Raw genomic sequence first — 14,600 nt, 5'->3', positions numbered from 1 at the left:
GGTTTACTTTACTTGAGCTGCTTATCACGGTTTCCGTTTTGTCTATTTTACTCACGATAGCGGCTCCCAATTTCAAACAAGTCAGTGATACGCAAAAGATGCAACGTTTAGCGGGTGAGATTAATGGCTTGATGATGAGCGCCCGTTCGGAAGCAGTAATGAGAAAGCAGCCGCTATGGGCGCATATTGTCATGTCGGGTTCGGTTAATAGCCAAGGTGAATGGCAAATCGTGCTGACTAATTCAGGAACCTATCCCGGGGGGCAAGTGATTTCATCGCTATCGGGGCAACCTTATCGCAATATTGAATTGGGGGTGAATTACCCGTCAAATCAGATCCATTTTGAAGCCATTAATGGCCGAGCTGTAAATGGGAGCCTTGATTTTTCAACACACCAAGGTGCACTCAAATTCACGACCTATAGACCTTCAGGACGAATGCGCATATGTGGTAATGGAGGAGACTATTTTGGTTTTAAGCAGTGCAGCTAACATACCGAGAGCAAAAAAGCATACCGATAAAGCTCATATCGCTGAAACCAAGCAGATGGGGGCAACGTTAATTGAGTTCATGGTGGCATCCATGCTTGGCTTGATTGCGATAGCCATTATCGGCTCTGTATTCATCACTGGGCAGAAGGTAGCGACCGAAAGAGGCAAGGAGCTACTGCAACAAGTGACGGGCGCGCTGCAATACCTCAAACAAGATATTCAACGTGCAGGTTATGATGGCGGTCATGGTAACTCACTCACGTTATTGGATAGCGATGATATCGTTTTTGTTTCGGCCGACCAATCAACGCTCGCGTATGCCTACCTTGATGATACGGGGGCAACGAAACAGATCAGAAATGTTGGGTTTGTCATGACTTCTGGCGCGTTGGGTGTCTGTGACAGGCCGACGTCTGTGATTTCAGGGGCCAAAACCGTTTCCCAAGCGACGGCTGGTTGCTCTGCTATTTTTGATACTAACCAGATTAATGTGACTCATTTTCAAGCCCAGCGAGCATCATTAGCGGCGAATGGTGTGAGCTCAGCCTACATGACGATCTCTATGGCAGCAGAGTTGGTGGGGGATAGCCATGTATCAACATCATTTGGAGTGGCAATAAAACAAAGGAATTGGCAGTAATGAAGCAAGCTCAGCAAGGTGCTGTAACGTTATTGATCACCACGCTTTTGTTGGTGCTCGCTTTAGTGGTGGCATTAGGCTCCTACCGTTCGCTCTTTTTTCAGATCAAACGAGCACAAAATGAGGTGCAAGCGAGGCAACAGCATTGGCGAGCAGAAGGGGGGCTTGAGTGTGGTTATAGCCATATTGTGAACAATAAAAATAGTTCAATTCCCAATAACCTCAATACCTTGTGTGTCGATTTAGAGTTAACGTACCTCTCTGCAGACCCTACTAACGCCAGTACACTTATGTCCCAGTATCAAATGACGACGTTGAAAAAGAACATTCTGTTTCAACGTGGGAGAAGTCCAGGAGCCATTCGTTCTACTTCAGACTTAATAGTGTTTGGCTCTACACTTATTTCTCCACCAGATCCCGGGCCCAAAAATAGTGATGGGAAATATGAATGCGCGGCTATCGCCGTTGCTAAATATGTTATTGCTACGGCGGGAGTGACAAATAATGGTGTTGGGAGTGCTATTCAAAAACCAAGCGCTGTTTTTGACAATAGTGCCGATTGCGCGCCGACGCATAAAACGAACAGTAGTTCACAAAGCGGTATTTGGAAAAATAGTAGCGGTCTTTATGAAGCAGTCGATGTCAAAAATGATATTTACCGAGATGAAACGCTAAACCCATTTAAAGATCTCTTTGGTTACGAACGGGGAGAATGGGAAAAAGCACGCGACGATACTGAATTTAAGTTCTTGAGTTACACAATGACTAGTGGTGATGTTGATTGTGTTTCGAAATTTAAAGGTGCTTTGGTTCTTGGTCAGCCCAATCAAGTATGGATTGATGGCAGTTGTCAACTGAACCAAGCATCGATTGATACAATGTCAACCATACAAAATGCTCATCCTGGGACTTACCTTTTTTTGCTGGTGCATAATGGCGTGTTAGGGATTCGAGGGAGTGGCAGCATTCAAGGGGTGCTCTTTCATTTTAACAGTGGATTTGCCGCTGATACGGCAAATTGGAATGGATTTGATACTGAACTCATCGCGGATCTCAATGCTAATTTTGATGCACCGATAAAAACATTGTACGGCAGCGCTACCACCTTGACGCCAAAGCACGCTACCTACTTACAGTCGGGATCTTTTCAATTTACCGGAGGAATGGCCTTTGATACCCAAGGTCAGATAGCACTATTTTATAACTCGCTACGTTTGCAATATAACAGTGATATTGAAAACAGCTTTTCCTTTTCGGTTCCACCTAGATGGCAAAAAGGTTCATGGAATGATCTCTAAACAGCAAGGATTTAGCCTAATAGAAGTAATGATATCGTTTGTTCTAATTGGTGTTGGGGCACTGGGTTTGGTCAAATTACAAGTGTTGGTTGAGCAAAAGGCGGATTTTGCCGTTCATAGTATCGAAGCACTACATTTGGCCGAACAAAAGTTGGAATGGTTTCGTAGCCGTGGCGCTTCTGCCGCGATTTCTACTCTCACGCCAGCGAATTTTTATAGTGATATTGTTAACGGACAAGATCACTCACATCCCTTTTATACACTCAGTTGGTCAGTACCAACGGTCTCTTTATCGGGCTCATTGAAAACCATTTATATCGAGTCCTATTGGCATGATCGTCAGGGAAATAAGCAGTCGGTTGAGCTGAAAACCATGATTTCGCAGTTCAGTGAGTTTGATTAGCGTCTCGATGCTTATACAAAAATGAAATATTTGATTTTGCAAATTGGTTACTGATTTGTAGGAAAAAAGAGCATAAGAATGTGTTTGGATTGTTGTGGTGGAATGCTATTTTTGCAAAATATGTCCCCGTTTTTGTAAAAAACTGTAGAAGCTTGTGCTTTGGTTGAGGCTTTTTTATAGAATAACCGACGATTAATAGGTCGGCTAAATAAATTGATATAGGCCTACAGCAGCAACATCACATATGGAGTTACGAATGAGTAACCAAGTCGTAAAACAAGCACCATTTCCGAAGCCGAGCGGTATGGATCGCTTTTTAAATTTTATTGAACGTGCAGGAAATAAAATTCCTGACCCTGCGATTTTGTTCTTCTGGGCATTGATTATTGTTTGGGTTTCATCGGCACTGTTATCTAATGTGACATTTGATTTGACCAACCCTCGAACGGGTGAAGCATTGCAGGTGAATAACCTACTGACAGGTAAAGCGCTCGCGAGTTTTCTAGCCAATATGGTGACCACATTCACCAGTTTTGCGCCGCTAGGTATCGTGTTGGTTGCCATGCTCGGTGTGGGAGTGGCTGATTCTTCTGGGTTTATCACTACAGGCCTTAAGAAAATGCTAAATTTCACGCCAGCGAAACTACTAACACCGATGCTGATTTTGGTAGCGATAGTGTCGCATACGGCTGCTGATGCTGGTTATGTATTGGTTATTCCTCTGGGTGGGATTATTTTCCATGCGGCAGGGCGTCATCCACTGGCCGGTATTGCAGCCGCATTTGCTGGTGTTTCTGGTGGCTTTTCAGCGAACTTTATTCCTTCTGGTATTGATCCTTTGCTCGCTGGTTTTACACAAACCGCCGCACAAATTTTGGATCCTCAATACATAGTGAATCCGCTGGCGAACATTTTCTTCACGGGTTTATCTTCGGTGATCATCGTCGCGATTGGTTGGTATGTTACTGAGAAAATTATTGAACCTCGTCTAGCGAATATGCCTGTCGATGAAGATGCGGAAATAGCGCCTGATCTAGGAACATTCAGCGCAACGGAATCGAGGGCATTTCGTTTTGCTGGCTGGGCAATGGTGGTAGGTATTGCATTACTAGTAGCGGCTTTGATCCCAGAAAACTCAGCACTGCGTTCGCCTGATGGTGAGCTAACGGCCTTTTCTGCGCCAGTGATGAAGTCGATCGTTCCTTTGATTTTTATCTTGTTTATTATTCCGGGAATTGTGTATGGCCGAGTGGCTGGCACCTTTAAAAACAGTAATGACGTGATAAAAGCGATGTCTGGCACCATGGCTACGATGGGCGCATACATAGTGATGTCGTTCTTCTGTGCTCAGTTCTTATCAGCGTTTGGTCAGTCTAATATTGGTACTATGTTGGCATTGTATGGCGCTGAAGGCTTAAAAACGATGGACTTACCCGGCCAAGCAACGATTGTGGGGATGATTTTACTCACGGCTAGCGTTAATTTGCTGGTGGGTTCGGCCTCGGCAAAATGGGCATTGATTGGTCCAATTCTGGTACCTATGCTGATGGCGGTAGGGATTTCTCCCGAGCTATCGCAAGCGGCTTACCGCGTGGGCGATTCGGTTTCTAACATTATCTCTCCACTGATGGTCTTCTTCCCATTAGTCGTGGTGTATTGCCAACGTTATGTAAAATCGACGGGCATTGGCACCTTGGCTTCAATGATGATGCCTTTCTCCATTGCGATGCTGATTGGTTGGACGCTGTTCCTGCTTGCTTACTGGGCTTTTGGTATTCCGCTAGGGGTGCAAGCGCCTTACACATACAGCTTGTAGCGTTAACATTATTTATCGAGTCTGAATTTAAAGCCCGCGAGTGTATCGCGGGCTTTTTCAATCTTATTTGTGCAGATGCTGTGCGTGAAATGCTAAGTGATCATCAATGAAACTTTGAATGAAAAAATAACTGTGATCATAACCTTTATGCATTCTTAACGAGAGTGGGCTATTACTCGCTTGTGCAGCGGCGAGTAAGCGTTCAGGTTTAAGCTGTTCGTGTAAAAACGGGTCTTCCTCTCCTTGGTCAACCAAAATGGGTAAGGATGATGAGTGAGTGGTGAGCAATTCAACCGCATCGTATTGTTTCCAATCTTGCAGGTTACTACCAAGGTAGTGGCGAAATGCTTTTTGCCCCCAAGGGCAGTGTATTGGGTTGCTTATCGGGCTAAAGGCTGAAATCGAGCGATAGCGTTGAGGGTTTTTCAATCCGATGGTTAATGCACCATGGCCACCCATACTGTGTCCTGCAATCGCTCGCTGTTGGTTTACGGGAAAATGTTGCTCTATTAAGGCTGGAAGTTCTTGCACAATGTAGCTGTACATTTGGTAGTACTTATCCCAAGGCGCTTGAGTTGCGTTGAGGTAAAATCCTGCGCCAAGGCCAAAATCATACGCTCCTTGCGGGTCGTCAGGAACACCTTCACCTCTTGGGCTGGTATCGGCGGCAACAATCGCGATACCGAGCTTAGCCGCGCTTTGAAATGCGCCAGCTTTTTGCATGAAGTTTTCATCGCTGCATGTTAAGCCGGATAACCAATACAACACCGGAACCGATTGATAGGCCGCTTGAGGTGGAAGATAAATAGCAAAACGCATACTGCACCCTAGTACTTGTGATGAATGCGTGTACTGTTTATGCCAGCCTTCAAATACTTTGGTTTGGCTAATGTTTTCAATGTGCATAGCAAGTTTCCCCACCCAGCCCTTTAAGAGAAAAGGGCTGACTATTAAGGCTTATTGGTCAAAATGAATCACAGAACGAATACTTTCGCCTTTATGCATTAAATCAAAGGCTTGGTTGATATCCTCTAAACCCATGGTATGGGTAATAAACTCTTGCAAACCAAATTCGCCTGCCAGATAGCGCTCGACAATGTGTGGCAGTTCCGAGCGGCCTTTTACGCCGCCAAATGCACTACCTCGCCATACCCGGCCCGTCACTAATTGGAAAGGGCGAGTTGATATTTCTTGGCCCGCGCCAGCCACACCAATAATGACTGATTCTCCCCAGCCTTTATGACAGCATTCCAATGCTTGGCGCATCACATTGACGTTACCGATGCACTCAAAAGAAAAATCAACACCGCCATTAGTCATCTCAATAATCACTTCTTGGATTGGCTTAGTCAGAGTTTTCGGGTTCAGGCAGTCCGTTGCACCAAGCTGAGTAGCAAGCTCAAACTTACTCTCATTGATATCAATGCCAATAATACGGCTGGCACCGGCCATTCTTGCGCCAATAATGGCGGAAAGCCCGATGCCGCCTAGGCCAAAGATGGCCACAGTATCACCTTGTTTAACTTTGGCCGTATTGAGCACCGCGCCCATGCCCGTTGTGACACCACAACCGAGCAAGCAGACCTCTTCTAATGGCGCCGCTTTATTGACCTTAGCCAAGGAAATTTCTGGCAACACGGTATACTCAGAAAAGGTGGAGCAACCCATATAATGGAAAATGGGTTGGCCGTCTTTATAGAAACGTGTAGTGCCATCAGGCATTAATCCTTTTCCTTGCGTTTCACGTACTGCTTGGCACAGGTTAGTTTTACCTGATTTACAGAATTTGCATTCACCACACTCTGCGGTGTACAAGGGAATGACATGATCTCCTACCTCGACGCTGGTTACCCCTTTACCAATCCTCTCAACGATACCGCCGCCTTCGTGGCCGAGGATAACCGGAAAAATCCCTTCAGGGTCTTCACCAGATAGCGTAAAGGCATCGGTATGACAAACGCCGCTCGCAATAATACGCACCAACACTTCGCCTTTTTGGGGCAACATAACGTCAACCTCCTCGACTTTTAGTGGTTGATTTGGCCCCCACGCAATCGCCGCGCGAGATTTAATGAATTGATGTGATGACATAAGATTTTCCTTTGCACATTACTTGAAGTTTCAAGTGAGTTGGGGAGAGTGACAGTATATTCCCTTCTTGAAATTTGATAATCGGTCTAAAATAAGAATCACTTTTACTTATCAGTAATAATTAAGATGGCGAGTTGGGAAGGCATTCATGAATTTGTTGCGGTGGCTGAAACTGGAAGTTTTACCGCAGCAGCGCACAAACTATCGACATCAGTGGCGAATGTCAGCCGACGTATTGCGCTATTAGAAGAGCGCTTGGCGGTAAAGTTGTTGCAACGTACCACGCGGCGAGTCTCCCTGACCGAAGCGGGTCAACTCTATTATCATCAGTGTCGGCAATTGGTTGAAGGCTTAGCGCAGGCTGATCTTGCTGTCACGCAGATGCAGCAAACGCCGTCAGGTTTACTGAAAGTGACCGCTCCGGTGACTTATGGTGAGCAGAAAGTCGCGCCTTTGCTGCATGAGTTTTTGCAGTTACATCCTCAATTGGAGTTGGAACTGATACTCACTAACCAAAAATTGGATCTGATTGCGGAAGGAATTGATGTCGCCGTACGATTAGGGCAGTTAGATGATTCGAGTTTTATTGGCAAAAAGTTATCCAACCGACAACTGTTTGTCTGCGCTAGCCCTGACTATTTGGTGAAATATGGCACTCCCTATTCATTGTCAGAGTTGGTTCATCACCAATGTTTACAAGGCACTATGAACTATTGGCGATTTAAGGATCAGCAACGCTCTCGTGAAATCGGTGTTAAAGGAAAAATTAAATGCAACAGCGGTGTGGCGTTATTGAATGCCGCGTTGCAAGGGATTGGAATCGTACAATTGCCCGACTATTATGTAGAGCCGTATTTGCTCTCGGGTGAGTTGCAAGAAGTGCTACATCAGTACCGAGATGATCGTGAAGGTGTATGGGCCTTATACCCACAAAATCGCCATTTGTCCTCAAAAGTTAGGCTGCTGGTGGATTTTCTGGCAGAACGGCTATCGTCCGCTAACGGCAAAGGCTAGTGAAAGAGAAAATAGGATATATGAATACACAGTTTACCGTTCAAGATCAAAAGTTTATGCGCCGAGCCATCGCGCTTGCCAATCTTGCAGAACAAGCAGGTGAAGTGCCTGTGGGCGCTGTGCTTGTTAAAGATGGCGAAATCATTGCTGAAGGTTGGAATGCCTCTATTGGTCAACATGATGCGACAGCGCACGCTGAAATTCAGGCTTTGCGTCAAGCAGGTCAACGGTTACAAAATTATCGTTTGCTTGATACTACCTTATACGTCACTTTGGAGCCTTGTCCAATGTGCGCAGGCGCACTGCTGCATAGCCGAGTCAAAAGGATTGTCTTTGGCGCTCCAGATCTCAAAGCTGGGGCGGCCGGTACGGTGCTGAATTTATTTGAAAGCCAAGCCTCCTATCATTACGCGACGGTCGATAAAGGATTGTTAGAAGAGGAGTGCCGGGAGCAACTGCAATCTTTTTTTAGACGAAGACGCGCAGAGATACAGGCGGAAAAACAGCGGAATAAGCAACAGAGTGATGGGTTTTAGCAAACATCCACTTTGAGTAGATGTTTGCCGCTGAAGGTTAAGCAGAGATTAATTGCATAAACGCACGGTTACGCCAGATAATTTTCTTTTTATTATTGGATAACATACGCTTACGACGGTTCGCTGCCACCGTTTTATTAAGGTGTTTTGATAGCTTTTTACGTTTAAGCATAAACAACCTCCTACTGCTGAGTTTTGACAATGATCCCTAATGGTTTAGGGTGCCTTATGACAATCTTAATCTGCCTTTATAGTGCAGGATTGTTACCATAATATGAAACTTAGGAAACGATCTTTTTCACGTTTTGATGTATGGGCTGCACACTTGGAAATCAAGTGTGCAATTTTTGTTCAACGTGGAAGATTTAGCTATTGTTATGCTTATTGAGCTACGGGGTCGAGATACTGATTATCCTGCGCCTCATCGGCCGATTCCATCGCTTCTAACGCGGCCTCCTCCTCCTCAATACTGATCACAACCAAATCATCAGTACCTGAACTATTGTCTATCTGCTTTTGTTGATCAACATGGCCAATAATACTTTGATAATAGCGACGAATATTTTCAACGTAGGCCTTGGCTTCGTCACCTCGCGCGTAGCCATATCGAGTCTGGCTGAAGTATTTCTTTTGTCTCAGTTGAGGGAGGCGTTCTTTGACTTCAGTCCATGAATCAGGGTTCGCACCTTGTTGCTTGGTTAAGCGTCTTGCATCCATCATATGCCCATAGCCGACGTTATAGGAAGCGAGAGCAAACCAAATTTTCTCATGTTCTGGGATGGAGTCTGGTATACGCTGTACCATCCGACGCAGGTATTCGACACCACCACGAATCGATTGTTCCGGATCGAGTCGATTGGCGACACCAACACTTCTTGCCGTAGGGAGAGTCAACATCATCATACCGCGGACCCCGGTGGGGGATTTAGCTAATGGATTCCAGTGAGACTCTTGATAAGCTAAGGCGGCAATCAATCGCCAATCAAACTCGTCAGAATATTGTTGGAAAAGAGGGGCCCATTTTGGTAAGCGGACATCGAGTGCTCTAATAAAGGCGCGCGTATCGACATAATCAAACGTGCCCACGTGACCAATATATTTCTCTTCCAAGGCCGCTAATTGACCAGATTGTTTAAGGTTGCCAAAAAACTCAATCATCAAGGCGTATAAACTTTCATCTTCAGAGCGACGCATATACCAAGCGATAGGCTGATCTTCAGTTAATTCAAAGGCGACGGCTAAGTCAGGGTAGATTCGCTGCGACAGCGAGACTTCGACCGAATCAGCCATGGTAAATAGCAGTTCGCCATTCGAAACCTGTTTTAAAAGGTCGTTAACGTCGGCGTTATTATTCACATTATACTGAAACTCTGGGTAGATCTGTTTAATGTCGCTGAGCGTATTTTCAAAGTGGGATTCATTCACGATAGAAAAAACGCTGTCACCTTCATGACCAGCAATCAGTTCCGGTTGTTTTTCCAGTAATTGTTTTAAATTTCTTGGACGCCAGTTGCCTTTCTTATAGACGACTTGTTGGCTGACATAGTAATAAGCGGGCCCTGTTCTGTACTCATTCAAGCGTTGATTCGATTGACTTAACCCCGCTGCAACAACGTCGATTTCCCCATTTTTCAGTGCAGGAAAGAGACTAGACAACCGATAAGCGGGTTTCATCTCTAGTTTAACCCCAAGCTGATTGGCAAATTCGCGTGCTAGTTCGTAGTCCAGCCCTGCAGGGCCATCTGGGCCAATGTAGTAGGAGAGTTGATTGTTCAACGTACCCACTCGCAATACGCCACGTTCACGAATATGGTCAAGCTCGCTTTTAGGATCTGAATCGATTTGGCAACCGACGACAAAAAGAGTGAGTAGGAAAATGGACAATGAGCGATGAAGCTGAATCAGATAATACTTTGGCATTTATGAGCGATCTCTTACATCAATTACTGCCTTTATATCAAAGGCGGCCATATTGGCAAAGTTTCAGATCAAAAACGGATGAAAAAGTGTCGGCGACCACGCTAATGTGGCTGTATTTCAAATTTGACAAAAAAAATGACGCAAACGGTTGCTTTTGGTGTTACGTCACAAAAAGAATTCCTTTATAATGCGTTCGAAATCACGAGGTGAAATTGGTATGTATTCAGTTTTCTTTTGTTAACTTATTGTATTTTAATGATTTTGAATTCATTCCAATTACACCTCAACCCACTGTATAAGAGACCTAAGCACATGAGAATTTTGCGTGGCTCCCCAGCGCTTTCTGAGTTTCGTGTTAACAAACTCGTTGAACTTTGTCGTGAACAGCAACTGCCTGTATCGGGTATTTACGCGGAGTTCATGCATTTTGCTGATCTCTCTGCGGATTTAGACGCTCAATCCCTTGAAAAATTAGAGAAACTACTCACTTATGGCCCAACGATTCAAGAACATGAGCCACAAGGTCTTCTTTTGCTGGTCACTCCTCGCCCTGGAACCATCTCGCCTTGGTCTTCCAAGGCGACGGATATTGCGCATAACTGTGGTTTGAATGAGGTGAAGCGCTTAGAGCGAGGTACGGCTTACTACATCGAATTAGATCGCGAACTTTCTCAACCGCAACTTGTTACGCTTTATTCACTGCTGTACGACCGAATGATGGAAGTCGTGTTTACCGATTTCGAATCAGCAACCTCACTGTTTAAAGTCGCTGAACCTGCTCCCGTAGCGTACGTCGACTTGCTGAATGGCGGCCGCTCAGCGCTTGAAAAAGCAAACGTTACCCTTGGGCTTGCATTGGCTGACGATGAAATTGATTATTTGTTCGAAAGCTTCGTCACTAAGCTTGAGCGTAATCCAACCGATATCGAATTAATGATGTTTGCTCAAGCAAACTCTGAGCATTGTCGCCATAAAATCTTCAATGCCGATTGGACTATTGATGGCGTTAAGCAAGATAAATCGCTGTTTAAGATGATCAAAAACACTTATGAAGTGACTCCTGATCACGTGCTGTCCGCCTATAAAGATAATGCTGCCGTCATGGTGGGTTCAGAAGTTGGGCGTTTTTTCCCTGATCCAGAGACACGCCAATATGGTTATCACCATGAAAAAGCGCATATTTTAATGAAGGTGGAAACACACAACCACCCTACGGCAATTGCTCCTTGGCCGGGCGCTTCAACGGGTTCCGGTGGTGAAATTCGTGACGAAGGTGCAACGGGTATTGGTGGAAAACCTAAAGCCGGGTTAGTCGGTTTTACTACTTCAAACTTGCGTATTCCTAATTTTGTGCAGCCTTGGGAAACGGATTTTGGTAAACCGGGGCGCATTGTCACGGCACTCGATATTATGCTGGAAGGCCCGCTCGGTGGCGCGGCTTTTAACAACGAATTTGGTCGTCCCAACTTGTTAGGTTACTTCCGTACTTACGAAGAGAAAGTTAACTCTCACGCTGGTGAAGAAGTGCGTGGTTATCACAAACCAATCATGATTGCTGGTGGAATGGGGAATATCCGCGACGAGCATGTGCAGAAAAAAGAGATCCCTGTTGGCGCGAGCTTAATTGTGCTTGGTGGTCCGGCAATGAACATTGGCCTTGGTGGGGGTGCCGCTTCTTCTATGGCATCTGGTCAATCTGCGGAAGATCTTGATTTTGCGTCGGTACAGCGTGAAAACCCAGAGATGGAACGCCGCTGCCAAGAGGTGATTGATCGCTGCTGGCAACTCGGTGAGGCGAATCCGATCGCTTTTATCCATGATGTGGGCGCTGGTGGTATCTCAAACGCATTGCCTGAGCTTGTTGATGACGGCGAACGTGGCGGTATTTTCCAACTGCGTGATGTACCTAACGATGAGCCGGGAATGAGCCCGCTTGAAATTTGGTGTAATGAATCACAAGAGCGTTATGTGCTGGCTGTAGCGCCAGAAAACATGGCGCGCTTTGACGCCATTTGCCAACGTGAGCGCGCGCCTTATGCTGTTGTGGGTATTGCCACTGAAGAGCGTGAACTGAAATTGGAAGATTCACATTTCGGCAATACGCCAATTGATATGCCGATGGACGTATTGCTTGGCAAAACACCTAAAATGTATCGTGATGTGAAGACGCTGAAAGTTAATAATCCAGCACTTGATCGCCGTGATATCGAATTGAACGAAGCGATTGAGCGTATACTGCGTCTCCCTGCGGTTGCAGAAAAAACCTTCCTCATCACCATTGGTGACCGAACCGTCACTGGCTTGGTCGCTCGTGACCAAATGGTTGGTCCGTGGCAAGTGCCAGTAGCAAACTGCGCGGTCACTGCGGCAAGTTATGATACTTACCATGGCGAAGCGATGTCGATGGGTGAGCGCACGCCAGTTGCTTTGCTGGATTTTGGGGCATCGGCACGTTTAGCCGTGGGCGAAGCGATCACCAATATTGCCGCTACCCATATCGGTGATATCAAACACATTAAGTTGTCGGCGAACTGGATGTCACCAGCGGGTCACCCAGGTGAAGATGCTGGTTTGTATGAGGCAGTCAAAGCGGTCGGTGAAGAGCTTTGTCCTGCGCTCGGCCTGACTATCCCTGTGGGTAAAGATTCGATGTCGATGAAGACCAAATGGGATGAGAATGGCGAACAAAAAGAAGTGACCTCTCCGCTATCATTGGTGATCACGGCATTTGCTCGTGTTGAAGATGTACGTAACACCATCACCCCTCAGTTAAGAACCGATAAGGGCGAAACCTCACTGGTTTTGATTGATTTAGGTAATGGTAAGAATCGCTTGGGCGCAACGGCGTTAGCACAAGTCTACAAACAGTTGGGTGATAAACCCGCAGACGTAGATAATGCGGCGCAGCTTAAAGCCTTCTATGAAGCGATCCAAACCTTGGTCGCGAATCAGCAGATTATTGCCTATCACGATAAAGGTGACGGTGGTTTATTCGTTACTCTAGCTGAAATGGCCTTTGCTGGTCATTGTGGCGTGAAAGCCGATATCGCCGCGCTAGGTGATGATGCATTGGCCGCGTTATTTAATGAAGAGCTGGGCGCAGTCATTCAAGTTCGTCACCACGATTTAGATACGGTGATCTCGACGCTAACGGCGCATGGTTTACAAGCGTGTTCACACGTTATCGGTCGTGTTGACGCTTCTGATGAGCTAGCCATTACCGCTGGTGAACAACCTATTGTTGTGCGTAACCGCACCGAACTTCGCACCATTTGGGCTGAAACCACGCATAAGATGCAAGCGCTGCGCGATAACCCGCAGTGCGCGGACCAAGAGTTTGCAGCAAAACAAGATAACAGTGATAAAGGCCTTAACGTCAGTTTGAGCTTTGACGTGCAACAAGATGTTGCAGCACCGTATATTGCTAAAGGCGTGAAGCCAAAAATGGCTATTTTGCGCGAGCAAGGGGTTAACTCACACGTTGAAATGGCGGCAGCGTTTGATCGCGCAGGCTTTGAAACAACCGATATACACATGAGCGACATCTTAACGGGTCAAACAGTGCTTGAAGAGTACCAAGGCCTCGTCGCATGTGGTGGGTTCTCTTATGGTGACGTATTGGGCGCGGGCGAAGGTTGGGCGAAATCAGTGCTGTTTAATGTACAAGCTCGTGAACAGTTCCAACGTTTCTTCCAACGTGAAGATACTTTCTCGCTAGGAGTGTGTAACGGCTGTCAAATGCTGTCGAATTTGAAAGAGTTAATCCCCGGCGCTGATTTATGGCCGCGTTTTGTGCGCAATGAATCAGAGCGTTTTGAAGCGCGCTTTAGCTTAGTGGAAGTGCAGCAATCTGATTCACTGTTTTTTAATGAGATGGCTGGCTCGCGCATGCCGATTGCGGTTTCGCACGGCGAAGGGCGCGTTGAAGTTCGTGATACGGCACATTTAACGGCGATTGAACAATCAGGCACCGTTGCGCTGCGTTTTGTGGATAACAACGGCCATGCCACGCAGCAATATCCGAACAACCCAAATGGTTCACCAAATGCCATTACAGGCTTAACGACTCAAGATGGCCGTGTGACGATCATGATGCCGCACCCAGAGCGCGTGTTCCGCACGGTAGCGAACTCTTGGCATCCTGATTCTTGGGGTGAAAACAGCCCATGGATGCGTATGTTCCAAAATGCACGTAAGAACTTAGGGTAACTCACCTTGTCGCCAGTGAGAGAAACGACTTAGTCTTGTTATTCCAGCCGCTGCAACTCAGCGGCTTTTTTGTTTACTTTGAGGATGAATTTTTTGTAAAAAATGCAGAAAAAAATTGTGATTTGTGCTCTAATGCCGCGCTTACCAAGGGATGGTGTTCAACATCCGCCGCCATATAATAT

At 46.1% G+C, this 14,600-nt stretch carries 12 protein-coding genes; 8 read left to right on the top strand and 4 right to left on the bottom strand.

Translation table 11 applies throughout. The features are described 5' to 3' along the window. The 5 genes from AACQ17_RS16355 to AACQ17_RS16335 all read left to right on the top strand — a co-directional run. Nucleotides 1-491: GspH/FimT family pseudopilin (locus tag AACQ17_RS16355; protein WP_094167711.1), on the top strand; the 491-nt coding region annotated here is incomplete at its 5' end. After that, entirely contained in the window at nt 469-1,131 is a 663-nt protein-coding gene (locus tag AACQ17_RS16350) for a PilW family protein (RefSeq protein WP_094147442.1), read from the top strand. The genes AACQ17_RS16355 and AACQ17_RS16350, both read left to right, overlap by 23 nt. Beyond that, entirely contained in the window at nt 1,122-2,429 is a 1,308-nt protein-coding gene (locus tag AACQ17_RS16345; RefSeq protein WP_013857426.1) for a hypothetical protein, read from the top strand. Before AACQ17_RS16350 ends, AACQ17_RS16345 begins: the two co-directional genes overlap by 10 nt. Continuing rightward, on the top strand, nt 2,419-2,832 hold the full coding sequence (locus AACQ17_RS16340; RefSeq protein ID WP_064624660.1) for a type IV pilus modification PilV family protein: 414 nt from the start codon (nt 2,419-2,421) through the stop codon (nt 2,830-2,832). Before AACQ17_RS16345 ends, AACQ17_RS16340 begins: the two co-directional genes overlap by 11 nt. A gap of 256 nt (nt 2,833-3,088) precedes the next feature. Beyond that, on the top strand, nt 3,089-4,648 hold the full coding sequence (locus AACQ17_RS16335; protein ID WP_047688929.1) for an AbgT family transporter: 1,560 nt from the start codon (nt 3,089-3,091) through the stop codon (nt 4,646-4,648). A gap of 63 nt (nt 4,649-4,711) precedes the next feature. Here AACQ17_RS16335 and fghA read toward each other — a convergent pair whose 3' ends face one another. Together fghA and AACQ17_RS16325 are read right to left on the bottom strand one after the other, a co-directional pair. Continuing rightward, the gene (gene fghA / locus AACQ17_RS16330; protein ID WP_094147443.1) at nt 4,712-5,554 is read right to left on the bottom strand and encodes an S-formylglutathione hydrolase; all 843 of its coding nucleotides are present in this window, start codon (nt 5,552-5,554) and stop codon (nt 4,712-4,714) included. A gap of 51 nt (nt 5,555-5,605) precedes the next feature. Continuing rightward, complete coding sequence (locus tag AACQ17_RS16325; RefSeq protein ID WP_094147444.1) at nt 5,606-6,739, bottom strand: S-(hydroxymethyl)glutathione dehydrogenase/class III alcohol dehydrogenase; 1,134 nt, start codon at nt 6,737-6,739, stop codon at nt 5,606-5,608. Nucleotides 6,740-6,865: 126 nt separating this feature from the next. On the opposite strand from AACQ17_RS16325, the gene AACQ17_RS16320 reads away from it, so the two are divergent. Together AACQ17_RS16320 and tadA are read left to right on the top strand one after the other, a co-directional pair. Beyond that, nucleotides 6,866-7,753, top strand: a complete 888-nt coding sequence (locus tag AACQ17_RS16320; RefSeq protein WP_017045589.1) for a LysR family transcriptional regulator — start codon at nt 6,866-6,868, stop codon at nt 7,751-7,753. Nucleotides 7,754-7,773: 20 nt separating this feature from the next. Beyond that, on the top strand, nt 7,774-8,289 hold the full coding sequence (tadA, locus tag AACQ17_RS16315; RefSeq protein ID WP_170935168.1) for a tRNA adenosine(34) deaminase TadA: 516 nt from the start codon (nt 7,774-7,776) through the stop codon (nt 8,287-8,289). A gap of 37 nt (nt 8,290-8,326) precedes the next feature. Here the strand turns inward: tadA and AACQ17_RS16310 are convergent, their stop codons facing one another. Further along, entirely contained in the window at nt 8,327-8,461 is a 135-nt protein-coding gene (locus AACQ17_RS16310; RefSeq protein ID WP_254917022.1) for a hypothetical protein, read from the bottom strand. 209 nt (nt 8,462-8,670) lie between these two features. Next, complete coding sequence (mltF, locus tag AACQ17_RS16305) at nt 8,671-10,209, bottom strand: membrane-bound lytic murein transglycosylase MltF (protein WP_013857418.1); 1,539 nt, start codon at nt 10,207-10,209, stop codon at nt 8,671-8,673. Nucleotides 10,210-10,521: 312 nt separating this feature from the next. On the opposite strand from mltF, the gene purL reads away from it, so the two are divergent. Then, a complete protein-coding gene (gene purL, locus AACQ17_RS16300; protein WP_094147445.1) occupies nt 10,522-14,418 on the top strand; it encodes a phosphoribosylformylglycinamidine synthase in 3,897 nt (1,298 codons plus the stop codon). Nucleotides 14,419-14,600: the final 182 nt, after the last annotated feature.

The sequence above is a fragment of the Vibrio sp. V10_P2A27P122 genome (assembly GCF_963874335.1).
GTDB classification, from domain to species: Bacteria; Pseudomonadota; Gammaproteobacteria; order Enterobacterales; family Vibrionaceae; genus Vibrio; species Vibrio anguillarum.
This window is presented reverse-complemented; position numbering and strand designations above follow the sequence as displayed.

Excerpts from the sequence above, each read along its gene's own strand:
- AACQ17_RS16340 (WP_064624660.1), top strand. The coding sequence starts at position 2,419 with ATGATCTCTAAACAGCAAGGATTTAGCCTAATAGAAGTAATGATATCG.
- AACQ17_RS16335 (WP_047688929.1), top strand. The coding sequence starts at position 3,089 with ATGAGTAACCAAGTCGTAAAACAAGCACCATTTCCGAAGCCGAGCGGT.
- fghA (WP_094147443.1), bottom strand. The coding sequence starts at position 5,554 with ATGCACATTGAAAACATTAGCCAAACCAAAGTATTTGAAGGCTGGCAT.
- AACQ17_RS16325 (WP_094147444.1), bottom strand. The coding sequence starts at position 6,739 with ATGTCATCACATCAATTCATTAAATCTCGCGCGGCGATTGCGTGGGGG.
- AACQ17_RS16320 (WP_017045589.1), top strand. The coding sequence starts at position 6,866 with ATGGCGAGTTGGGAAGGCATTCATGAATTTGTTGCGGTGGCTGAAACT.
- tadA (WP_170935168.1), top strand. The coding sequence starts at position 7,774 with ATGAATACACAGTTTACCGTTCAAGATCAAAAGTTTATGCGCCGAGCC.
- AACQ17_RS16310 (WP_254917022.1), bottom strand. The coding sequence starts at position 8,461 with ATGCTTAAACGTAAAAAGCTATCAAAACACCTTAATAAAACGGTGGCA.
- mltF (WP_013857418.1), bottom strand. The coding sequence starts at position 10,209 with ATGCCAAAGTATTATCTGATTCAGCTTCATCGCTCATTGTCCATTTTC.
- purL (WP_094147445.1), top strand. The coding sequence starts at position 10,522 with ATGAGAATTTTGCGTGGCTCCCCAGCGCTTTCTGAGTTTCGTGTTAAC.